19 protein-coding genes, 1 pseudogene and 1 riboswitch are annotated in these 20,274 nt (G+C 71.7%); of the genes and pseudogenes, 7 read left to right on the forward strand and 13 right to left on the reverse strand.

Going from position 1 to position 20,274, the window contains the following annotated elements; translation table 11 throughout:
• Positions 1–151 precede the first annotated feature (151 nt).
• Both ACWFR1_RS05535 and ACWFR1_RS05540 read right to left on the reverse strand, forming a co-directional pair.
• Entirely contained in the window at positions 152–772 is a 621-nt protein-coding gene (locus tag ACWFR1_RS05535; protein WP_453546763.1) for an isochorismatase family protein, read from the reverse strand.
• A 76-nt stretch (positions 773–848) separates the two neighbouring features.
• Entirely contained in the window at positions 849–1,247 is a 399-nt protein-coding gene (locus ACWFR1_RS05540) for a hypothetical protein (protein WP_453546765.1), read from the reverse strand.
• 48 nt (positions 1,248–1,295) lie between these two features.
• Here ACWFR1_RS05540 and ACWFR1_RS05545 point away from each other — a divergent pair, with 48 nt between their 5' ends.
• Entirely contained in the window at positions 1,296–1,481 is a 186-nt protein-coding gene (locus ACWFR1_RS05545; RefSeq protein WP_453546767.1) for a hypothetical protein, read from the forward strand.
• On the opposite strand, the gene ACWFR1_RS05550 is transcribed toward ACWFR1_RS05545, so the two are convergent.
• Complete coding sequence (locus tag ACWFR1_RS05550; protein WP_453546769.1) at positions 1,459–2,448, reverse strand: helix-turn-helix domain-containing protein; 990 nt, start codon at positions 2,446–2,448, stop codon at positions 1,459–1,461. The genes ACWFR1_RS05545 and ACWFR1_RS05550 overlap by 23 nt on opposite strands.
• A gap of 103 nt (positions 2,449–2,551) precedes the next feature.
• On the opposite strand from ACWFR1_RS05550, the gene ACWFR1_RS05555 reads away from it, so the two are divergent.
• A complete protein-coding gene (locus ACWFR1_RS05555; RefSeq protein ID WP_453546771.1) occupies positions 2,552–3,619 on the forward strand; it encodes a saccharopine dehydrogenase family protein in 1,068 nt (355 codons plus the stop codon).
• Between the two features lie 32 nt (positions 3,620–3,651).
• Here the strand turns inward: ACWFR1_RS05555 and ACWFR1_RS05560 are convergent, their stop codons facing one another.
• Both ACWFR1_RS05560 and ACWFR1_RS05565 read right to left on the reverse strand, forming a co-directional pair.
• The gene (locus ACWFR1_RS05560; protein WP_453546903.1) at positions 3,652–3,918 is read right to left on the reverse strand and encodes a hypothetical protein; all 267 of its coding nucleotides are present in this window, start codon (positions 3,916–3,918) and stop codon (positions 3,652–3,654) included.
• A complete protein-coding gene (locus ACWFR1_RS05565; protein ID WP_453546773.1) occupies positions 3,812–4,153 on the reverse strand; it encodes a redoxin domain-containing protein in 342 nt (113 codons plus the stop codon). Before ACWFR1_RS05565 ends, ACWFR1_RS05560 begins: the two co-directional genes overlap by 107 nt.
• 50 nt (positions 4,154–4,203) lie before the next feature.
• Between ACWFR1_RS05565 and ACWFR1_RS05570 the strand changes: the two genes are divergently transcribed.
• On the forward strand, positions 4,204–4,683 hold the full coding sequence (locus ACWFR1_RS05570) for a helix-turn-helix domain-containing protein (protein ID WP_453546775.1): 480 nt from the start codon (positions 4,204–4,206) through the stop codon (positions 4,681–4,683).
• A 48-nt stretch (positions 4,684–4,731) separates the two neighbouring features.
• Here the strand turns inward: ACWFR1_RS05570 and ACWFR1_RS05575 are convergent, their stop codons facing one another.
• Positions 4,732–5,331, reverse strand: a complete 600-nt coding sequence (locus ACWFR1_RS05575; RefSeq protein ID WP_453546895.1) for a thymidine kinase — start codon at positions 5,329–5,331, stop codon at positions 4,732–4,734.
• Between the two features lie 85 nt (positions 5,332–5,416).
• On the opposite strand from ACWFR1_RS05575, the gene ACWFR1_RS05580 reads away from it, so the two are divergent.
• Positions 5,417–7,444 carry a WD40 repeat domain-containing serine/threonine protein kinase gene (locus ACWFR1_RS05580; RefSeq protein WP_453546778.1) on the forward strand — a complete coding sequence of 676 codons (2,028 nt, stop codon included), beginning with the start codon at positions 5,417–5,419 and terminating at the stop codon, positions 7,442–7,444.
• A gap of 31 nt (positions 7,445–7,475) precedes the next feature.
• Entirely contained in the window at positions 7,476–9,620 is a 2,145-nt protein-coding gene (locus tag ACWFR1_RS05585) for a protein kinase domain-containing protein (protein ID WP_453546780.1), read from the forward strand.
• A 43-nt stretch (positions 9,621–9,663) separates the two neighbouring features.
• Here ACWFR1_RS05585 and ACWFR1_RS05590 read toward each other — a convergent pair whose 3' ends face one another.
• From ACWFR1_RS05590 to ACWFR1_RS05600, 3 genes are read right to left on the reverse strand one after another with little or no spacing between them, the layout of a single operon-like run.
• Entirely contained in the window at positions 9,664–10,314 is a 651-nt protein-coding gene (locus ACWFR1_RS05590) for a thymidine kinase (RefSeq protein WP_453546783.1), read from the reverse strand.
• Positions 10,315–10,363: 49 nt separating this feature from the next.
• Positions 10,364–11,569, reverse strand: a complete 1,206-nt coding sequence (locus ACWFR1_RS05595) for an alkaline phosphatase family protein (RefSeq protein WP_453546785.1) — start codon at positions 11,567–11,569, stop codon at positions 10,364–10,366.
• Positions 11,569–12,165, reverse strand: coding sequence for a DUF5998 family protein (locus ACWFR1_RS05600; protein WP_453546787.1), 597 nt, complete (start codon positions 12,163–12,165; stop codon positions 11,569–11,571). The genes ACWFR1_RS05595 and ACWFR1_RS05600 overlap by 1 nt, the downstream gene beginning before the upstream one ends.
• A gap of 592 nt (positions 12,166–12,757) precedes the next feature.
• Between ACWFR1_RS05600 and ACWFR1_RS05605 the strand changes: the two are divergent.
• Positions 12,758–13,921, forward strand: a pseudogene (locus ACWFR1_RS05605) (IS110 family transposase); the annotation flags it as partial.
• A gap of 11 nt (positions 13,922–13,932) precedes the next feature.
• On the opposite strand, the gene ACWFR1_RS05610 reads toward ACWFR1_RS05605, so the two are convergent.
• Together ACWFR1_RS05610 and ACWFR1_RS05615 are read right to left on the reverse strand one after the other, a co-directional pair.
• Positions 13,933–14,472: a hypothetical protein gene (locus ACWFR1_RS05610; RefSeq protein ID WP_453546789.1), complete on the reverse strand. Its 540-nt coding sequence runs from the start codon at positions 14,470–14,472 to the stop codon at positions 13,933–13,935.
• A gap of 194 nt (positions 14,473–14,666) precedes the next feature.
• Positions 14,667–17,753: a GNAT family N-acetyltransferase gene (locus ACWFR1_RS05615; RefSeq protein WP_453546791.1), complete on the reverse strand. Its 3,087-nt coding sequence runs from the start codon at positions 17,751–17,753 to the stop codon at positions 14,667–14,669.
• A 175-nt stretch (positions 17,754–17,928) separates the two neighbouring features.
• Here ACWFR1_RS05615 and ACWFR1_RS05620 point away from each other — a divergent pair, with 175 nt between their 5' ends.
• The gene (locus tag ACWFR1_RS05620; protein WP_384147749.1) at positions 17,929–18,210 is read left to right on the forward strand and encodes an HPr family phosphocarrier protein; all 282 of its coding nucleotides are present in this window, start codon (positions 17,929–17,931) and stop codon (positions 18,208–18,210) included.
• Positions 18,211–18,345: 135 nt separating this feature from the next.
• On the opposite strand, the gene ACWFR1_RS05625 is transcribed toward ACWFR1_RS05620, so the two are convergent.
• Both ACWFR1_RS05625 and ACWFR1_RS05630 read right to left on the reverse strand, forming a co-directional pair.
• Positions 18,346–19,029, reverse strand: a complete 684-nt coding sequence (locus tag ACWFR1_RS05625; RefSeq protein WP_453546793.1) for a GntR family transcriptional regulator — start codon at positions 19,027–19,029, stop codon at positions 18,346–18,348.
• Positions 19,030–19,253: 224 nt separating this feature from the next.
• Positions 19,254–20,036 carry a M23 family metallopeptidase gene (locus ACWFR1_RS05630; protein ID WP_453546795.1) on the reverse strand — a complete coding sequence of 261 codons (783 nt, stop codon included), beginning with the start codon at positions 20,034–20,036 and terminating at the stop codon, positions 19,254–19,256.
• Positions 20,037–20,049: 13 nt separating this feature from the next.
• Positions 20,050–20,212, reverse strand: a riboswitch (cyclic di-AMP (ydaO/yuaA leader).
• Between the last annotated feature and the right edge of the window lie 62 nt (positions 20,213–20,274).

Below are 20,274 nucleotides of genomic sequence, written 5' to 3' on the forward strand. Positions count from 1 at the left end.
CTCCAGGGGGCACACGGAGCGGGAGACGCCCGGAGGTGGAGACGTCACGGGCCGACCGCCATTACCGCCGAGGCGGACGACCCGTAACCGATCACCAGGCGGTTTTCCGGCGCACCCCGGGTGAACTCCCGGTGCCGCCCCACCGGCTGGGTCAGCCGGCCGGTGCCGGAGACACGAGGTCGTCGACCGTGCGGGCGACGGTTCCGAACAGGTCGGAGACCGTCGTCAGGCTCGCGACCTGGAGCGCGTCCGAGGCGACGACGGTGCCGTCCGGCGCCGGCAGGGAGCGGGTGGCGGTGGCCTCGGCGACCACGGTCGGGCGGTAGCCGAGGTTGAAGGCGCCCTGCGCGGTGAAGAGGACGCACATGTGCGTCATGAATCCGGCGATGACGAGGTCTCCGCCGGCGACGCCGAGGTCCTTGAGGGTCTCCTCGAGCTCCGTCGCGTGGAAGGCGTTCGGGAACTGCTTGACGACCACCTTCTCGCCCTCGACCGGGGCGACTTCGGCACTGATCGAGCCGATCTCGGCCCGGATGTCGTACGGAGTGCCCTCGCCGCCGTCGTTCACGACGTGCACGACGGGCGCGCCGGCGGCACGGGCGGCCGCGAGCAGGCGGGCGCCGGCGGCCACGGCCTCCTCGGCCCCGTCGAGCCGCATGACGCCGGCGCGGTAGGTGTTCTGGAAGTCGATCATGATCAGGGTGGAGTCGCCCAGGCGCGGGAGCTCCTGGGGCAGGCCGATCACATCGCGCAGGGTGGCGGACACGGTCATGGCGGTTCCTTCCGGTTCGGTACGAGGGGAGGTGCGGGAGGGTTGCGGGAGGTGCGGGAGGTGACGGCGGGGCCGGTCAGGAGAGGTCCTCCTCCGCGCCGTGGGGCGCGAGGTCGACGAGCTTCCCGTCGATGCCCTGCTCCTTGAAGGCCCCCACCAGGAAGGTCAGGTCTTCGGAGTAGATGTTCCAGCTGTCGGTGTGGACCGGGACGACCTTGCGGGGGTCGAGCTCCTTGGCCACGAGGGCCGCGTTCTTCGAGGTGAGGGTCAGCGGCGCGTTGTCGAGGATCGCGGGGGTGCGGGCGGCGCCGGCGAAGAGGACGGCCGTGTCGATGGGGCCGATCTCCTTCCTGACGCGGTCCCCGACCTGCCCGGCGACCGTGACCGAGGCGTTGTCGCCGGAGATGTAGGTGGTGGGGACGCGCTCGCCGCTGAGGACGAAGCCGGTGACCTCGCCGTCCGCGCCGCGGTCCACGCCGTCGGGTCGTTCCCCGAACTCTTCACGGGCGACGAGATCTCACACGTGGTGCGCGACGCCGTGATCGGCAAGGCCACCGGGGACGAGCGCGAGGACACCCGGATCGGCGCGGCGACGGTCCTCGCCCAGGCGCTGGTCGGCACCCTCACGGGCACGGCACCCGCCGACGGCGCCGCCCTCGACCACCTGACCCGCTCGCTCCGCCCGCCTACCGCGCCCCCGGAGACGTAACGGGGCCGAGGCCGGACCCCGCGCCGCGCGACCGCGAACGGAAGGTACGGCGGTACGTGTCCGGCGGTACGCCGACCGTGCGGTTGAAGTGCCGGCGCAGCGTCGTGGCGGTGCCCATGCCGGTCGCCGTGGCGATGGCGTCGACGCTGTCGTCGGTGGCCTCCAGCAACTCCTGGGCGCGGCGGATGCGTTGCGTCAGGAGCCACTGCAGCGGCGTGGTGCCGGTCGCCGCCCGGAAGTGGCGGCCCAGGTTGCGCGAGCTCATCCGTGCCCGGCGGGCCAGGTCCTCCACGGTCAGCGGGTGGTCGAGCCGTTCGACGACCCAGGGGAACAGCGCGGTGAGCGGGTGGTTCTCCTGGGCCGGCACCGGCGTGGTGACGAACTGCGCCTGGCCACCCGCCCGTTGCGGGGGTACGACCAGGCGGCGGGCGACCGTGTTGGTGATCGCCGAGCCGTGGTCGAGGCGGACCAGATGCAGGCACAGGTCCATGGCGGCGGCCTTGCCGGCGGAGGTGAGCACGCTGCCGTTGTCCACGTAGAGCACGTCCGGATCGACCTCGACCCGGGGGTAGCGCTCGGCCAGGACCCGGGTGTGCGCCCAGTGCGTGGTCGCGCGCCGCCCGTCGAGGAGTCCGGCGGCAGCCAGGACGAACGCGCCGGTGCACAGGGAGGCCACGCGCGCGCCCGCCTCATGGGCGGCGCGCACCGCGTCGACGAGCTCGGCGGGCGGGTCCACGTCGACGTCGGCCCAGCCCGGGACGATCACCGTGTCGGCGTATGGGAGCCGGTCGAGTCCGGCGTCGGGCTCCAGCTGGAACCTGCCGACCCGCACGGCACCGGGCCCGTGGAGGGAGAAGCCGTACCAGGGGTCGACCAGGTGGGTGAGGTCGGATCCGAAGACCTCGCAGGCCAAGGCGAGTTCGAAGTGCAGCATTCCGTCCGTGACGGCCAACGCGACTGTCTTCATGTCCGAAATTGTACGCACCATGTCGTTCCAGACACTCACGCCGGACGACCGCCACCGTGCAAGATGTTCACAGTTGAACAAACGAGAGCGGCAGGAGAAGTCGATGACACAGGTTCAGACGGTCACGGGTCAGGCGGTAGCGGGTCAGGCGGTAGCGGTGTTCGGTGCCTACGGGCACACCGGCCGTTTCGTGGTGGCGGAGCTGCTGAACCGGGGGTTCGCGCCGGTCCTCACCGGGCGCGACGCCGACAAGCTGGAGGCGCTCGGCGCGTCCTACCCGGGCCTCGCCGTCCGGCCGGCCACGGTCGACGACCCGGCCTCGCTGGACCGTGCCCTGACCGGCGTGGCCGCCGTGATCAACGTCGCCGGGCCCTTCGCCTCGACCGCGGCCCCCGTGATCGAGGCGGCACTGCGCGCCGGGATCCCGTACGTGGACGTGGCCGCCGAACTGGAGGCCAACGCCGACACGTTCGCGCGGTTCGCGGACCGCGCCGCCGAGGCCGGCACCGTCGTGATCCCGGCGATGGCCTTCTTCGGCGGCCTCGGGGACCTCCTGGTCACCGCGGCGATGGGCGACTGGACCTCGGCCGACGAGGCGCACGTCGCATATGCCCTGAGCAGCTGGCACCCCACCGCCGGAACCCGCAGCGCGGGCACCGTCTCCCGGGAGCGCAGGGAGGGCCGGCGCGTCGTCTTCAGCGAGGGCCGCATGCAGTACCGCGACGACGCTCCCCCGGCGACGAAGTGGTCCTTCCCCGACCCGACGGGCGTCCGGTCCGTGATCGGCGAGTTCACCATGGCCGACGTCGTCACCGTCCCGAGCCACCTGGCCGTCCCCGAGGTGCGCACGTACATGAACGTGGAGGCGGTCAGGGACGTGGTGGCTCCGGAGACGCCGGCGCCGACCGCGGTCGACGAGAGCGGACGTTCGGACCAGACGTTCGTCGTCGACGTCGTCGTGCGCTCCGGCGACGAGGAGCGGCGCCTCACGGCGAGCGGCCAGGACATCTACGCCTTCAGCGCGCCGCTCGCGGTGGAAGCGGTCCACCGCGTCCTCACAGGCCGGATCAGGACGGTCGGCGTCGCCTCCGCCGGCGCGATCTTCGACGCGCCCGACTTCCTCCGCACGCTCTCCGAGCAGACGTCGCTGTCCGTCGAACCCAGCGCGTGACGCGCTGCCGTGGCGGCCGACGAGGCGCCTCGTCAGGCGTGGTCGACGGGCACCCACATCGGACCCATCCTGGCCCGACGACCGCTCGCCGGTCGCCGGCGCCCACCGGGCTGCCGGAGCGCCTCGATGATGTCGGCGGGTTCGGTACGACGCCGGTAGTCGCCATCGACCCGCGCGAACAGGACCTTGCCGTCAGGCGCTATGACGTAGGCGGCCTGGGCGGGCAGTTCCCAGCTGCGGCGGTCGCCGCCGTTGGACGCGAGCGGATCGCTGCCCACCCGCGGATAGGTCTCGCGCATGGCCTCGTCGACCTCGAACAGCAGTCCGTAGGCGCGCGGTCTCGTTGCCCTCGTCAGACAACACGGAGAACGCGAGTTCGTTCTTCTCGGCGAACGACAGGGAATGGTCAGGCGTCTGCGGCGAGACGGCGATCAGCTGTGCGCCGAGAGCCTGGAACTCACCGAGCGACTGCTGATAGCTGCGCAGTCGCAGGTTGCAGTACGGGCACCACTCGCCCCGGTGGAAGGTGAGCACGACCGGGAGCCCGTGCGACTCGTCGCCGGGACCTGGCCGACTGCCTGCGGATGCTGGCCTCGGAACTCCTCGAACGCGGCCCGGGGTCCCAGACCCTCGTCGACCGGCTCGTCGACGTCCTGCTGGCGCACGTCGTCCGGCAGTGGCTCGCCTCCCACGACGACGCGGGGGCCTCCTGGCTGTGTGGCCTGCGTGATCCCGAGGTGGCCGCGACGATCACCCTCATGCACGAGCAGCCCGCCCACCCCTGGACCACGGAGGAACTCGCCCAGCGCGGCGGCGTCTCCCGCGCCACCCTGACCCGGCGGTTCACCGCCCTGGTGGGCGAACCACCGCAGTCCTGCCTCACCCGCCGGCGGATGGAGCTGGCGGCGCGAAGTCTGCGCGAGGACCGTGAGCCGCTGAGCATCATCGCCAAAAGCATCGGCTGCACCAGCGAGTTCGCGTTCTCCCGCGCCTTCACCCGGGCCCGCGGCCAGTCCCCAAGCCGCTACCGCTCCGCACACCGCTCAGGACGACCGCAGCCCTGACCCCGCCGGGCGAGCCGGCCCGGCTCGGGGCTCCAAAAAGCCTGTCCGTCAGGCGTGGTTGACCGGGAGGACGTCCGGGGAGAGGGCGCCCGCGTGGGCCGTGGCGGACGTCATGCGCTTGCGGTGGTGGCGGCGGCAGAGGACCTCGTAGCCGATCTCCTCCGCGGGCCGGTTGACGTCGCCGACCACGACCTGGGCGCCCTCGACGACCATTTCGCCGCCCACCGTGCGGGCGTTGTGCGTGGCGCGGGCTCCACACCAGCACAGGGCCTCCACCTGAAGCTGCTCCAGACGGTCCGCCAGCTCGACCAGACGCTGGGAGCCGGGGAAGAGCTTGGTGCGGAAGTCCGTGGTGATGCCGAAGGCGAACACGTCGAGGCCGAGGTCGTCGACGATCCTGGCCAGCTGGTCGATCTGCTCCGGGGCGAGGAACTGCGCCTCGTCCACGATCACGTAGTCGGCCTTGCCGCCCTTCGACAACTGGGCCACCAGGTACGCGTACAGGTCCATGCCCTCGGGCGCCTCCACAGCCTCTGTCACCAGCCCGAGCCGGGACGAGAGCTTGCCCTCGCCCGCCCGGTCGTCACGGGTGAAGATCACGCCCTGGAGCCCGCGCGCGTCACGGTTGTGGGCGATCTGGAGGGCCAGGGTCCTTTTGCTTGGGCATCCGCCATGTGTGAGGAGCGTCCAATCCCTCCCGCGACTGACGGCGGATCATGGTTCAATTCCGTGCGTGACAGCACCCATACCCCCCGATGGAACCCGGCAGCCCCCCGCCGGGCCTCTGCGCCCCGGCGATCCCCGGTCCGTCGGCCCGTACCGGATCGAGGGACGTCTGGGAGCGGGAGGCATGGGCCAGGTCTTTCTCGGTACGTCGGCGGCCGGGCGCAAGGTGGCGGTGAAGGTGATCCGGCCGGAGCTGGCCGCTGCCGAACAGTTCCGGGAGCGGTTCGCGCGAGAGGTGGCGGCGGCCCGGCAGGTCGGCGGGTTCCACACGGCGCAGGTCGTGGATGCCGATCCGGAAACGGAATCTCCGTGGCTGGTCACCGCGTTCGTGCCGGGGCCGACGCTTCAGCAGGTGGTGGCCGGCGGCGGTCCGCTCGGTGCGGGGGCGGTGCTGCGGCTCGGGGCCGGGATCGCCGAGGGGCTCGCCGCGATCCACCGGTGCGGGCTCGTACACCGGGATCTCAAGCCGGGCAACGTGATCATCGCGGAGGACGGGCCACGCATCATCGACTTCGGGATCGCGCACGCGCCGGGCGCGGACGCGATGACGCGGACCGGATCGGTCATCGGGACGTACGCCTACATGTCACCCGAGCAGATACGGGCCGAGGCGGTCTCGCCGGCCAGTGACGTGTTCGCGTTGGGCTCGGTGCTCGCGTTCGCGGCGACCGGCAGCAGCCCTTTCGACGCGTCGACGGTGCCGGCCATCGTGCACCGGGTCGCCGCCGAACAGCCCCGGCTCGACGGACTGACTGGCCCGCTGCGCGATCTGGTCGAGGCGTGCCTCGCCAAGGACCCCGCCCGACGCCCTTCCACGGATGAGGTGTTGGCCCGGCTCTCGGTCACCGGGGCCGGTGGGGTGCCCGGCGTCGGGTTCCACGCGCTGCCGACACAGCCCGCCACCCCGCCCGCCCTGCCGGGTACGCCTGGCGTCCTCAAGACGGAGCCCGTTGCCGCGGCCAGGCAGTTCTCCCGCCGCACCCTGCTCCTCGGCGGGGTGGGCGCCGCGGCGGCCGCAGCCGCCGTACCCGCTTACCTCTTCCGGGACTCCTGGTCCGAGCCGGAGCAGGACCCCACGCGGCCCGTGGCCCGCCTCGAAGGGCACGCCCAGTCGGTGGAGTGCCTCGCCTTCGGCCCGGACGGCCGCACCCTGGCCAGTGGCGGCTCCGCCGCAAACGAGCTGTGGCTGTGGGACACCGTCACCCGCCGTACGGTCGCGAAGTTCGAGGGAGAGATCCCCCAGGTCTACGCGTTGGCCTTCACGCCGGACGGCCGGACGCTGGTGAGTAGTTGCGACGACCGGACCATGCGGCACTGGGACGTACGGACCCGTACTCCGCTGCCGGAGCTCACCGGATTCGACGGCCGGGGCGGGACCGCGTACTCGATTGCGGTCAGCCCGGACGGTACGGTGCTCGGAGCGGTCTCCGGAGGCACGCTCCAGCTTCTGGACATGGTCAGCGGGCGCCACCTCCAGACCTTCGACGCGGGCAACGACGCCGTCTCCGATGTGGTGTTCAGCCCGGACGGCAAGGCGGTGGCCGCAGTCTCCGGCAAGCGCGTGCTGCTGTGGGAGCTCGACGGCGGGGGCCGGGCCAGGACGTTCACCGACGACGCTCTCGAGTTCCGCTTCTCCACGGTGCTGATCAGCCCGGACGGAAAGACCATCGGCGGTGCCGGACCCGGCATCAGGCTGTGGGACAGGACGAGCGGGCAGCCCACCGCCGCCCTCAAGGCGCCGCAGGCGCAGATCGACAAGGCCGCGTACCGGCCGGGCCGTGCGGTGATCGCGGGCGGCGGCTTCGGATTCGGTCCGGGCGACGACGTCGGTGACAAGGCCAAAGCGGACCTGGGTAAGACGATCAGCCTGTGGGACCTGCGGACCGGGCGGATCAGCACCACGTTGACCGCCACCATCGAGGAATCGGCCGGCGCACCCCTGATCTCGGCCCTGGAGTTCAGCCCGGACGGCAAGACCCTCGCGGCGGCCTTCAGCCCTTCCGACGCCTCGATCCAGCTCTGGAAGCTCACCTGACGGGGGCTTCCTCTCTCAACGGACGGTATTCATGGATGCGTTGCTGCCCTTCGACCCGCAGTGGGTCGGCCCCTACCGCCTGGAGGGACGCCTGGGCGAGGGTGGCATGGGCCAAGTGTTCCTCGGTACGTCGCCGGGCGGCCGCAAGGTCGCGGTGAAGCTGATTCGGCCGGAGCTGGCCGCCACCGCGCAGTTCCGGGACCGGTTCGCCCGAGAGGTGGCGGCGGCCCGGCAGGTCGGCGGGTTCCACACGGCGCAGGTGGTGGACGCCGACCCGGGGGCGGAGTCCCCGTGGCTGGTCACCGCGTTCATCCCCGGCCCCACCCTCCACCAGGTGGTGGCCGAACGTGGACCGCTCGCCCCGGCGGCGGCACTGCGGCTCGGGGCGGGGCTCGCCGAAGGCCTCGCCGCGATCCATGGCTGTGGTCTCGTCCACCGCGACCTCAAGCCCGGCAACGTGATCATCGCGGACGACGGGCCGCGCATCATCGACTTCGGCATCGCGCGGGCCGTGGACGCGAGTTCGCTGACCGCGACCGGATCGGTCATCGGCACGTACGCCTACATGTCGCCGGAACAGATCCGTGCGGACCGGGCCGGGACCGCCAGCGACGTGTTCGCCCTCGGCTCGGTGCTCGCCTTCGCCGCCACCGGCCGCGGCCCGTTCGACGCTCCGAACCTGCTGACCGTCGTCCAGCGGATCCTGGACGAACCGCCCGCCCTCGACGGCCTCGACGGCGAGTTCCTGCGCATCCTCACCGACTGCCTGGCCAAGGACCCCGGCGCACGCCCCGCCGTCCACGACTTGCCCGCCCGGTTCGCGGGTGCCGTCGACGGGGTGGCACTCCCCTCGCCCCGGTACGACCCGACGGTGGTGTCGACCCCGGCCGGACAGACCCCGCATCCGGCCGTCGCCGGGCACGAATCGCAGGCGACGCCGGGCGGGGACGGGCAGCCGTACTCCCCGCCGAACCCGCGAGTGCACCTCGCCCAGGGCACGCCTTCCGGCGCTGGGCCGGGCACCTCCGTGCAGAATGCGGCGCCGGTGCGTGCGGCCGTACCCGCGGGCACGATCAGCCCTCCCGGCCAGGCTGCCGGCGCAGCGCGGCACCCGGGCGCCCTGGCGGACGCGGCGACCCAGACGTACGTGCCGGCCATGCCGCTGGCTCCGGGCCCGGACACCCCCGTGCCGGGCCCGGCCCGCCGGGGGCCCTCGCGGCGCACGCTGCTCATCGGCGGCATCTCGGCCGCCGCGGCCGCCGCGATCGGGGTCCCCGCCTACCTGCTGCTGAGGAACGGCGACACCCTCGACGGCCCCAGCAGTGCGTACGAGATCGCCTTCAGCGAGGACGGGAAGACCCTGGCCGCCGCCGGAGGGGACGGCTCGATCTGGCGCTGGTCCATGCCCGGCAGGGAAAGCAGGTCCACACGCATCAGTGTTGCCAAGTACATGCAGCCGTACGTCTTCAGCCCCGATCTCAAGGTGCTGTACCGGGCGGAGGAGCACCAGATCCTGAAGTGGGACGTCGCCTCGGGCCGTACGGTCGGGACGTTCACCGGCGAGACGACGGGCGAGCTCCAGAGTGGGTACGTGCACGGGCTGGGGCTCAGCCCGGACGGGAAGACGCTGGCCGCCAGCAGCGGCCTCGGCCTGTACCTGTGGGACACCGCTTCCGGATCCCGGCTCGCCCTGAACAAGGATGTGAAGAACGGCCCGGCCGCGTACAGCCCGGACGGGACACTCCTGCTTACCAGCTCGCCCGTCCAGCTGCGGAGGATGCCGGAAAATTCGGTCGCGGCCACGCTCAAGGCCACGGTCGCGACCGACGCGGTCTTCAGCCCCGACGGGCAGCTCCTGGCCTTCGGGGATCAGGGTGACGGGGTGCAACTGTGGAACACCAGTACCCACCGGGACGTCGCCACCCTGGAGGGGCACGACGCCCCGGTCCAGGCGCTCGCCTTCCACCCGAGCGGGAGCCATCTGGCCAGCGGTGACCGGGACGGCAAGGTCGTCGTGTGGTCCACGGCCTCGGGTACCTCCACCACAACCTTCGACACCGGCGCCTCCGTCGAGTCGCTGGCATACAGCACGGACGGGAAGACGGTGGCCGCAGGATGCAGTAGCGGCAGCAGCCCCGGCAGCGACGACACGGTGTGGCTGTGGAAGGTGGAGTGACCTGGACTCTCCTGATCAGCCCTGGGGGAGCAACACCAGCCGGTCAGCCCGACGTGACCGGCAGCACATCAGGCGACAGTGCCGCCGCCCGCGCCGACGCGCTCGTCATCCGCTTGCGGTAATGACGGCGGCACAGCACCTCGTACCCGACGATCTCCGCGGCCCCGCCCACATCCCCCACCACGACCTGCTCACCCTCCACGACCATCTCACCACCCACCGTGCGCGCGTTGTGGGTGGCCCGCGCCCCGCACCAGCACATCGCCTCGACCTGAAGCGTCTCCACCCTGTCCGCCAGCTCGATCAGCCGCTGCGAACCCGGGAACAACTTGGTCCGGAAGTCCGTGGTGATACCGAACGCGAACACATCGAGAGACAGATCGTCCACGATCCGGGCCAGCTGATCGATCTGCTCTGTCAAGAGGAACTGGGCCTCGTCCACGATGACGTAGTCGACCTTGCCGCCCCGCGACATGAGTTCCACCACGAACCCGTAGAGATCCAGCTCGGGCGTGGCCTCCACCGCCTCCGTGACCAGGCCCAGGCGGGAGGACAGCTTGCCCTCGCCCGCCCGGTCGTCACGCGTGAAGATCACGCCCTGGAGTCCCCGAGCGGAGCGGTTGTGGCCGATTTGGAGAGCCAGGGTGCTCTTCCCGCAATCCATGGTTCCGGAGAAGAAGACCAGCTCGGGCATGACGGGTCAGGGACCTTTCAGGTCGTGGGGAGGGCGTGCGGCGCAGGGTTCAGGAACGGACTTCGAGCAGCGGGACGAGCTGCTCCGCGGGGGTCATGGACCCGTGCATGCCGACCATCGCCGACTCGTGGGGCTCGTTGACGGACGCGGTGATCGCGACGTCGTCGTGGGCCGCGGCCACCACGTCGCCGATCCTGCCGAACACCCGCTCGTCGATCTCGTCGCCGAACCAGCCGAGGGCGATGGCCTCGTCCCGGCTCGCCACCCAGAACTGCTCGCCGATCACCTCGCGCCAGCAGGTGAGGACGTCCGCCTCGGCGCCGGGCACGGCGTACACATGACGCGCACGGCCCTCGCCGCCGAGCAGGGCCACGCCCGCGCGCAGCTCCCAGTCCTCGTCGAAGTCGATGCGGTGCTGCTCGTCGAAGGGGATGTCGACCATGCCGTGATCGGCCGTGACGTACAGCGCCGAGCGAGGCGGCAGCTGCTCGGCGAGACGCTGCACGAGCCGGTCGACGAACATCAGCTGGCCGCGCCACGCGTCGGAGTCGATGCCGAAGCGGTGTCCCGCGCCGTCGAGTTCGCTGTAGTACGTGTAGACCAGCGAGCGGTCGCCGGCGGCGAGCTGCTCGGCGGCGAAGTCCATGCGCTCCTCGCCGGAGAGCCGTCCGTGGAACGTTCCGCCGCTGAGCGCGACCATCGTGAGCGGGGTCTGTTCGAAGATCGGGGAGGACACCTGGGCGGTGTGGACCCCGGCCTTGTGCGCGAGCTGGAAGACGGTGGGGTACGGCTGCCAGACGCGCGGCTCGCTCCACGGCCTCCAGCGCAGCTGGTTCATCAGCTGGCCGGTGTCGGGGTTGCGCACGGTGTAGCCGGGCAGTCCGTGCGTACCGGGGTAGCGGCCGGTGCCGACCGAGGCGAGCGAGGTCGCGGTGGTGGCGGGGAAGCCGGCGGTGATCGGCCGGCCCGTGTCGCCGCGCGAGGAGCCGAGGAGCGAGGTGAGGTACGGGGCCTCGTCCGGATGGGCCTTGATCTGCTCCCAGCCGAGCCCGTCGATCAGGAAGACGCAGTTCCGGTCGGCCGGGGTCAGCTCGGCGATCCTCGGGGCGAAGCCGGGCACGCCCTGTGCCGCGACGAGCGTCGGGAGCACGTCGCCGAGGGAGCCGAAGGTGTACTCGGGCACCGGTGCGGTGTCCGGGGACAGCGGGACCGGGTCGTCGGGCCAGCCGTGAGCGACGGCGGTGGGCTGGACCATCAGCGCGTGGGCGCGGCGGTGGCCGCGATGGCTTCGGAGAGCGCCTGGGCGAAGGCGAGGGTCTGCCGGACGGTGTCCGGGCCGTCGCCGGCCTCGCTCACCCGCAGGCTGAGGTCGTCGGCGGTGGCGTTGCCCGTGTAGCCGTGGTCGGCGTCACAGTTGGCGTCGCCGCAGGCGGCGGGCTCCAGGTCGATCCGGGAGACGGCGCCCCAGCCGATGGTGAGCACCACCTCGCGGGGCGGCGTGCCCGGGGTGTACGACTCGGGGTTGGCCACGACACGGCTGACGACGACCGAAGCGATCCGGTCGAGCTTCACGGACTCGGTGGACGTCGTGGCGTACGGGGTCGGGGAGCTGGTGTCGGCAGCCTGCTCGTCGGTGTGGCTCACGATGAAGCGGTGCGGCGTCAGGACGAGCACGGTGACGTGGCGCCGGACCTCGTTCGCGTCGAAGGTGGTCTCCTGGTGCACCACGTACGACGCCACGGCCTCGCCGCCGACAGCGGCCTCCACCGCCTCGGCCACGAGGGCCGGGTAGTAGCCGCTGCGCTCGATCGCCGCGCGCAGCCCCTGGGTCGTCGTACCGCTCTTCGCCATGGGCTCCATCCTAATCCGTATGTAAGGACGGCTTGGCCGATTGTGAAGGGGGCCGGGCCGTTCGAGAGCGCCGGGGCTGTGACATCTGACTCCATCCGGGCTCGTGAAGCCTTCCCGTAGATCGGTGGGCGGTCCTGGCGCTCGTTGTGATGGTGGTCGGGCGGGTGTCGAGGCGACGCCTTCCGTAATCCGGGCACGCGATGCCTCTACGGAGATCGTGCGGGTCTCGGCACCTTCCCGGCCGCCACCACAGTGCGGATGTTGATGTTCGTCGGTGCTGGGCGTGACGCCTTGAGTTCTCACGGCCTGAACGCCTCGCGACAGATCGTGCGCCGCCCAGGACCGTCCAGCGTCAGCACCCGCACCTTGATCACTCGTTGGTGTTGGTGGTGCGAGCCCGCCACACGGTGACCTCTTGATACGCCCGAGCCATCCCGAGCTCCCGCATAGACCGAGGCCCGTGGGGTGAGCTGGTGCCACGAACAGCTACTGAGGTGGCGGACCGACCCTCGTGTCGAGTCCTGGGATTAGGTCGCTGCGTGGTTCCGCATGAGCTCGTGATCAGCAAGAACAGTCCATGGGGAGGAAAACTCTGGCAAAGCGCCACATCACTGACGACGCCACCGGGTACAAGATCCTGCTGGATCTGCTCGCCGAATACGGAGACACTGAGGACAGCCCGATCCCGGTCGCGATCGAGACCTCCCGCGGCCTGCTCGTCGCCGTGCTGCGGACCGGCAAGCGGCAGGTGTTCGCGATCAACCCGATGGCCGCCGCCCGCTACCGCGACCGCCACTCGGTCTCCCGGAAGAAGTCTGACCCCGGCGACGCACTGGTCCTGGCGAACATCCTCCGCACCGACATGCACGCCCACCGGCCGCTCCCGGACGACTCCGATTTAGCCCGGGCCGTCGCGGTTCTCGCCCGAGCCCAGCAGGACGCGACATGGAATCGGCAGCAGATCTCCAACCAGCTCCGATCCCTGCTGCGGGAGTACTACCCCTCCGCGCTGGCCGCCTTCGACCCCTGGCGCAATGACCTGTGCCGGCGCGAGGCCCACGAACTCCTCAAGACCGCACCCACACCGGCCCGTGCGGCCCGATTGACCCGTACCCAGCTCCAGGCTGCACTCAAAAGGGCAGGTCGCCAGCGCGGGATCGAGGCCGAGGCCGAACGGCTCCGCGAGGTCTTCCGGGCCGACTGGGCCCACCAGCCCGCGCTGGTCGAGGACGCGCTCGGCAAGCAGATGCTCGCCCTCCTCATTCAGCTGGAGGCCGCGTGCACCGCCGCCGGCCAGCTCGCCGAAGCGGTGGAGGAAGCGTTCCCTCAGCACCCGGACGCTGAGATCATCCTCAGCTTCCCCGGCCTGGGCACCCAGCTCGGCGCCCGGATGCTTGCCGAGCTCGGAGACGACCGCAGCCGGTTCGCCGACGCCCGCGGCCTGAAGGCATACGCGGGCTCCTCGCCCATCACCCGGGCCTCCGGCAAGAAGTCGTCCATCACCAGACGGTGGGTGAAGAACGACCGTCTGAACGCCGTCGGCTACCTCTGGGCCTTCTCGTCAATCACCGCATCGCCCGGCGCCAAGGCCCACTACCGGCGCCGCCGCGACCAGGGCGACTGGCACGCTTCAGCCCAGCGCAACCTGTTCAACCGCATGATCGGACAGCTCTACCACTGCCTCCAACACGGCTACCACTTCGACGAGGCTGTGGCCTTTGCCGCACCCGCTTCTGCGGTCGCGCAAGTGGCCTGAGGGCGGAAGCCTCACAGGAGTCCGGCGGCCTGCCGAAGCGTCGCTCGATCGGCAGGGCTGATCAGTTCCTCCGCCAGCGTCGCCACCACGCTCGCGTGTTCCGTGAACACGGCCCGGCACTGCTCACGCTCGGGATGATCGTTGTCGCTGCCGAACCAGCGCACCATGGCCTCGTTGCGCCCATCGATCGGCTCGGAGAACCCGGCGACAGCGACCAGAAGATCCAGCAGTCCGGACCGCGCAGGGACCTGTGGGTCGCTTGCCAAGCGGAACAGGAACGGCAGCACTGTCGGCATGGCCGCGTTCATCTCGGCGATGCTGTTGAGAATGGAGTTGGTGAGCACTCGCTCCGCCTCGGACGCCGCGGTCTGATCGAGAAGACCGTGCAGCAGCACCGGAATCTCGGCGGGGCACTCCGGGAACTCGGACCAGCGCACATCCTGACATCCCTGGAGGGCAGGATGGCCACGGCCAGCATCAACAGCCTGCGGGTACTCGTGGAGGAACCGAGCGATCGCCGCCTCCTTGGCGGCCACATCCATCTTGCACACGTGACTCTCCCCCCCCCGGCTCTACCGTCGCAAGCCCTAATCTCCGTGCCAGCCGCACTCTTGCGCGACCGGAGATCCGTGCGCAACCCAAGACCGCGAACCGACTGTGTTCGAATCCCGAGCCACACAGAGCAGCGCGACTTGACGAGTTGGGCGCCTGAGGTGTCTACGGGGCCCAGGGGCCCCTCCGATCCTCAGTAACTCGGGAGGCGGCGCGGGCCGAGGTCGGTGCGGGGCGGGGGCGGGGCCAGCCGGACGGTGGCTCCGAGGACGGAGAGGCCGCCCGGCGCCACGACGACCGGCTCCAGGGAGACGGCCACCACCTCGGGGTGGTCGTCGACCAGCCGGGAGACCCTGAGCAGGAGTTCCTCCAGCGCGGGGGTGTCGACGGGGGCGGATCCGCGCCAGCCGAAGAGCAGCGGGGCGGTACGGATGGAACGGACGAGCTCGGCGGCGTCCCGGTCGGTGGCCGGGACCAGTCGGTGGGCCGTGTCGCCGAGGAGCTCGGAGGCCGCGCCCGAGAGCCCGAAGGAGAGGACGGCTCCGACGGCGGGGTCGATGGCGGAGCGGACGAGGGTGTCGACGCCCCGGGGCACCATCGCCTGGACCACGGGCTGGAGCTCCTCGGGCTTGCCGAGGACCTCGGTCAGCTCGGCGTAGGCGGTACGGAGCTGCTCCTCGGTGGCCAGGTCCAGCCGGACGCCGCCGAGGTCGGGGCGGTGGCGCAGGTGGGGCGCGGTGGTCTTGAGCGCGACGGGGTAGCCGAGCCGGCGGGCGGCGGCGACGGCCGCGTCGGGGGTGGGCGCGGGGAGGGTGGGCAGCACGGGGATCCCGTACCGCGAGAGCAGCTCCCCCGTGTCCGCGGTGTCGAGGGTCACACCCCGCGTGTCCGCGTCACCGCCGGCACCGAGCACCCGCTCGATGAGCGTGGCGGCCCCGGCCTCGTCGATGTCCTCGTACTCGGGCACACGCCCGGGCTCGGCGGCCTGCCGCCGCCACTGCCCGTACCGCACGGCCTCGGCCAACGCCCGCACGGCCCGCTCGGCGGCGGGGTAGGCGGGGATGCTGGTCGGCTGGGGGGTGGAGGCCGGGGCGGGGGCGGGGGCTTGGGTGGCGGCTTGGTCGGCGGGCGGCTCGGTGGTCTGGGCGGGGGTCCGGCCGGTGGGCGGCTCGGTGGTCGGGCGGGGGGCCTGGGCTGGGTCTGGGCCGGCGCCTCGGCCTCCCGTCGCGTCGGCGACCGGGGTGCCGGCCCGCGTGCCGGTTGCGGCCGTGGACGGGGTGGCGGCCGTCGCGGGGCGGACCGGCGTCGGCGACGTACGGGGCCCCGTCGGCGCCGGTCCTGTGGTCGTCGGCGCCGGCCTGGTGCTCGTGGCGATCGCGAGGGCCTCCGCGAGGCCGCCCATCTCGACGTGGACGACGACGACGGGCTTCGCCGGGGCGGGGACGGACGCGACGGCCTCGCGCAGGGAGGCCGCGAGGACCTCTCCGTCGCCGGACTCGGTGGCGCCGTTCTCCCCCACCCACGGGATCGCGGTCACCACGACCGCGTCGGACGTCTCGTCCGCGAGCGCCGCCGCCAGCGCGTCCCGGAAGTCCGCCGGGCCCGCCGCGGTCGTCAGGTCGAGCGGCCGCAGCGGGCGCAGCCCCTCGGTCAGGCACGCGTCGTACGTGAGGAGTCCGAGCGACTCGGAGTTGCCGAGGATCGCGACCCTCGGCCCGGCGGGAAGGGGCTGCGCGGCGAGGAGCAGTCCGGCGTCCACGAGTTCGGTGACGGTGTCGACGCGGATCACCCCGGCCTGGCGCAGCAGCGCGGAGACCGTGGCGTGCGGGATGCGGGTGACGGGCACCCGGTGGCCGGGCGGCGCGCTGCCGCTGTGCCGGGCGCCCTTGACGACCACGACCGGTTTCACCGCGGCGGTGCGGCGGGCCAGCCGTGTGAACTTCCGGGGGTTGCCGATCGACTCCAGATAGAGGAGGACGACGTCCGTGCCCGGGTCGTCGTACCAGTGCTGGAGGAAGTCGTTGCCGGAGACGTCGGCGCGGTTGCCGGCCGAGATGAAGGAGGAGAGTCCCGCGCCGTGCCGGTGGAGCCCGGCGAGGAGCGCGATGCCGATCGCGCCGGACTGTGTGAAGAGCCCGATCCGCCCGGCGGCCGGCATGTGGGGGGCGAGGGAGGCGTTGAGCCGGACGGCCTCGGAGGTGTTGATGATCCCGAAGGCGTTGGGCCCGATGATCCGCATGCCGTACGAGCGGGCCTGCCGTACGAGCTCGCGCTGCCGCTCCCGGCCGGCCGGGCCGCTCTCCGCGTATCCGGCGGAGAGGACGACGAGGCCCCGTACTCCGTGCTCGCCGCAGTCGGCGACGACCTCGGGCACCCGGTCGGCGGGGACGGCGACGATCGCCAGGTCCACGGGTTCGCCGATGGCCTGTACGGAGGGATGGGCGGGGACGCCGTCGAGCTCGGCGGGACCGTCGGTGAGTGCGGCGTTCACCGCGTGGACGCGGCCGGTGAAGCCGGCGCCGAGAAGATTGCGCAGGACGGTCCGCCCGACCCCGCCGGGGGTGCGCCCGGCGCCGACGACGGCGACGGACCGGGGGGTGAGGAGCCGCTGGACGGAGCGGGCCTCCGCCCGCTGCTCCCGCGCGCGCTGGACGGCGAGGGAGCGGTCGGTGGGTTCGAGGTCGAGGTGGAGCCGGACGGAGCCGTCCTCGAAGCTCCGCTTCTGGGTGTAGCCCGCGTCGGTGAAGACCTTGATCATCTTGTTGTTGGCGGGCAGCACCTCCGCGGCGAAGCGCCGGATGTCCCGCTCGCGCGCGACCGCCGCGATGTGTTCGAGGAGGGCGGAGGCGACGCCGCGCCCCTGGTGGGCGTCCTGCACGAGGAACGCGACCTCGGCCTCGTCGGCCGGACCGGAGGCGGGCATGCCGCGGTCGTCGATGCGGTCGTAGCGGACGGTGGCGATGAACTCCCCGCCCACGGTCGCGGCGAGACCCACCCGGTCGACGAAGTCGTGATGGGTGAACCGGTGGACGTCCTTGGCGGAGAGCCGCGGGTAGGGAGCGAAGAAGCGGTAGTACTTCGACTCGTCCGACACCTGCTCGTAGAAGCTGACCAGCCGGTCGGCGTCATCGGCGGTGATGGGCCTGATGCGCGCGGTGCCGCCGTCCCGGAGCACCACGTCGGCCTCCCAGTGATCGGGATAGGCGTGCTCCGGTGTGGAGGCCGGTGCCGGTGATGCCGGTCGATCCGCCGCTTCCGACTGCTCCGACGCGCTCTGCATGGGGCCAGCCTACGGCCGGTACGGGCCACCGGCACCGGTCGCGCCGCGGGTGCGCGCCGTGCAGGGTGGGGAGGGCCGAAGGGCGGTCCGATCCGGTTCGAAGGTCGGCACGAGCACCGCGCACCGCATGAGAGACTGGTCTAGACAACCCGCTTGAGACTTGAAGGGCAACACCATGGCTGAGCGCCGCGTCAACGTCGGCTGGGCCGAGGGCCTCCACGCCCGCCCCGCGTCCATCTTCGTCCGTGCCGCCACGGCTTCCGGCGTTCCGGTGACGATCGCCAAGTCCGACGGCACCCCCGTGAACGCCGCCTCGATGCTCGCGGTGCTCGGCCTGGGCGCGCAGGGCGGCGAGGAGATCGTCCTCGCCTCGGAGGCCGAGGGCGCCGAGATCGCGCTGGACCGCCTCGCGAAGCTGGTCGCCGAGGGCCTCGACGAGCTCCCCGAGACCGTCTGACCCCGCCTTTCCCGTACGACGAAACCGCGGCTGCCGGAATTCCGGCGGCCGCGGTTTTCGCTTTTCTGGAGCCGGTATTTCCGGCAGCGCACATCAGCTCCAGCGAATTCCTATTCTTTGTATACGGTGCACGTGTTAATTCCGGACGCTCGCCGTGTTGACGACATGTTGCGAAACCCTCACACGGCCGCGCTCGGGCCTTTTCAGCCGGTGCAGCACCAGCGAGCGCTCCGCATGCAGCGCCGTCAGCGCCCTGGCCCGCTCGGCGTCGCCGCGCGCGACGGCGTCCACGATCGCGCCGTGCTCGGACCAGGCCTCGGTGGGGTGGGCGGGCTGGTCGACCGCGTACATCCAGGCGATCTTGTGCCGTAGCTGGGTGAGCAGCGCCGTCAGGGCCGGGCTGCCGGAGGCCTGCGCCAGCGTCTCGTGGAACCAGCCGCCGAGCGAGCGCAGGTCCTCGCCCTGGCCGCGTCTGGCCCGCTCCTGACCCAGCCTGACCAGGCCCCGCAGCACCTTCAGATGTGCCTCGGTGCGCCGCTGTGCGGCGCGGGCGGCGCCCAGGGGTTCGAGCAGGGCCCGCATGTCGAGCAGATCGGCCGCCTCCTGCTCGGTGGGCTCGGCGACATGGGCGCCTGCGTGGCGGCGGGTGACGACGAAGCCCTCGGACTCCAGGGTGCGCAGGGCCTCGCGGACCGGGACACGGGAGACCCCGTAGCGGCGCGCGAGCTGCTCCTCGGTCAGTCGCCCGCCCCGCTCGAAGACGCCGGAGACGATGTCGTCCCGGATCGCCGTGCATACCGATTGCGCGGGAACGCGCATGTCCGACCTCCGCCTTGGTCCGCGAGAGACAATTCGAGCGACGCCTGTTCTGCGTCCGCTCTGCGACTCTATTGCAGCAGGCCGGAATTTCCGATGCCCCCATGGAATCCGCGCATATGTTTCGGTCAGCGAAAAGCCCCGGCTCAGTACGAGCCGGGGCTTTTGCGACGCGATGCGTGTGACGCCAGGGGCTTCCGTGTGGCGTCAGCGGCTTCCGCCTGGGGTCAGAGGCTGACGCCGCGGGAGCGGAGGTACGAGATGGGGTTGAGGTCGGAGCCGTACTCGGAGCTCGTCCGCGCCTCGAAGTGGAGGTGCGGGCCGGTCGAGTTGCCGCTCGAACCCGAGACGCCTATCTGCTGGCCCGGCTCGACGCTCTGGCCCACGTAGACCCCGATGGACGAGAGGTGCCCGTACTGGGTGTACGTGCCGTCGTTCATCCGGATGACGATGTTGTTGCCGTACGCGCCGCCCCAGCCGGCCTCGACGACGGTGCCGGAGCCGACGGAGACGACCGAGCTGCCGTAGGACGCGTGGAAGTCGATGCCGGAGTGGCTGCCGGAGGACCAGAGGGAGCCGCCGGTCTTGTAGCCGGTGGTCACGTACGAGCCGGCCACGGGGAGCTGGAAGGAGTTGAGGCGGCGGCGCTCGGCCTCGCGGGCGGCGCGCTCACGCTCCTCACGGACCTCCTTGGCGCGGGCCTCGGCCTTGCGCTTCGCCTCGGCGCGAGCCTCGGCCTGGGCCTTCGCCTTGGCGATGGCCTCGAAGGCCTCCTGCTCCTGCGCGGCGACCTGGGCGTTGACGCGGTCCGCGAGGGAGTCCTCGGTGATCACCTGCGTGAGGCCGGTGTCCTCGACGGAGCGGTTGTCCGTGTCGGCGGCGAGCGCCGGGGAGGCGAGGGTTCCGATGACGCCGGTGGTGGCGAGTGTCGCGACGCCGGCGATGCCCACGCTGCGACGCGCCATCCGGCTCGGCCCACGATGCTTCCCGGTGGCACGGGTGAACGCCATGTAGGGGCTGTTCCTTTCCTTCCTTCTCGCCTACCGGGTTAGCTGACGGGTTCGGAGCAGGAAGGTCTCCTACGAGCCCCTCCGTGCGTGACGAAGGCGCCCGATTCACCCCAGGGACTGTGTGGGTCCCCGGCTCCCCAGGCTCGCGCCTGACGGGGACTCGGCGATGACTGTCCGCTGCCGCGAATGCGGCACGTGCACTGACGAACAGCCGCACCGACGCTATGCGGATCGTCTT

It is taken from the genome of Streptomyces sp. NPDC055103 (genome assembly GCF_053607625.1).

What these genes read in the sequence shown, in the direction of transcription:
- ACWFR1_RS05535 (WP_453546763.1), bottom strand. Translation starts at nt 772, where the DNA reads ATGACCGTGTCCGCCACCCTGCGCGATGTGATCGGCCTGCCCCAGGAG.
- ACWFR1_RS05550 (WP_453546769.1), bottom strand. Translation starts at nt 2,448, where the DNA reads ATGAAGACAGTCGCGTTGGCCGTCACGGACGGAATGCTGCACTTCGAA.
- ACWFR1_RS05555 (WP_453546771.1), top strand. Translation starts at nt 2,552, where the DNA reads ATGACACAGGTTCAGACGGTCACGGGTCAGGCGGTAGCGGGTCAGGCG.
- ACWFR1_RS05560 (WP_453546903.1), bottom strand. Translation starts at nt 3,918, where the DNA reads ATGCGCGAGACCTATCCGCGGGTGGGCAGCGATCCGCTCGCGTCCAAC.
- ACWFR1_RS05570 (WP_453546775.1), top strand. Translation starts at nt 4,204, where the DNA reads ATGCTGGCCTCGGAACTCCTCGAACGCGGCCCGGGGTCCCAGACCCTC.
- ACWFR1_RS05585 (WP_453546780.1), top strand. Translation starts at nt 7,476, where the DNA reads ATGGATGCGTTGCTGCCCTTCGACCCGCAGTGGGTCGGCCCCTACCGC.
- ACWFR1_RS05590 (WP_453546783.1), bottom strand. Translation starts at nt 10,314, where the DNA reads ATGCCCGAGCTGGTCTTCTTCTCCGGAACCATGGATTGCGGGAAGAGC.
- ACWFR1_RS05595 (WP_453546785.1), bottom strand. Translation starts at nt 11,569, where the DNA reads ATGGTCCAGCCCACCGCCGTCGCTCACGGCTGGCCCGACGACCCGGTC.
- ACWFR1_RS05600 (WP_453546787.1), bottom strand. Translation starts at nt 12,165, where the DNA reads ATGGCGAAGAGCGGTACGACGACCCAGGGGCTGCGCGCGGCGATCGAG.
- ACWFR1_RS05615 (WP_453546791.1), bottom strand. Translation starts at nt 17,753, where the DNA reads ATGCAGAGCGCGTCGGAGCAGTCGGAAGCGGCGGATCGACCGGCATCA.
- ACWFR1_RS05620 (WP_384147749.1), top strand. Translation starts at nt 17,929, where the DNA reads ATGGCTGAGCGCCGCGTCAACGTCGGCTGGGCCGAGGGCCTCCACGCC.
- ACWFR1_RS05625 (WP_453546793.1), bottom strand. Translation starts at nt 19,029, where the DNA reads ATGCGCGTTCCCGCGCAATCGGTATGCACGGCGATCCGGGACGACATC.
- ACWFR1_RS05630 (WP_453546795.1), bottom strand. Translation starts at nt 20,036, where the DNA reads ATGGCGTTCACCCGTGCCACCGGGAAGCATCGTGGGCCGAGCCGGATG.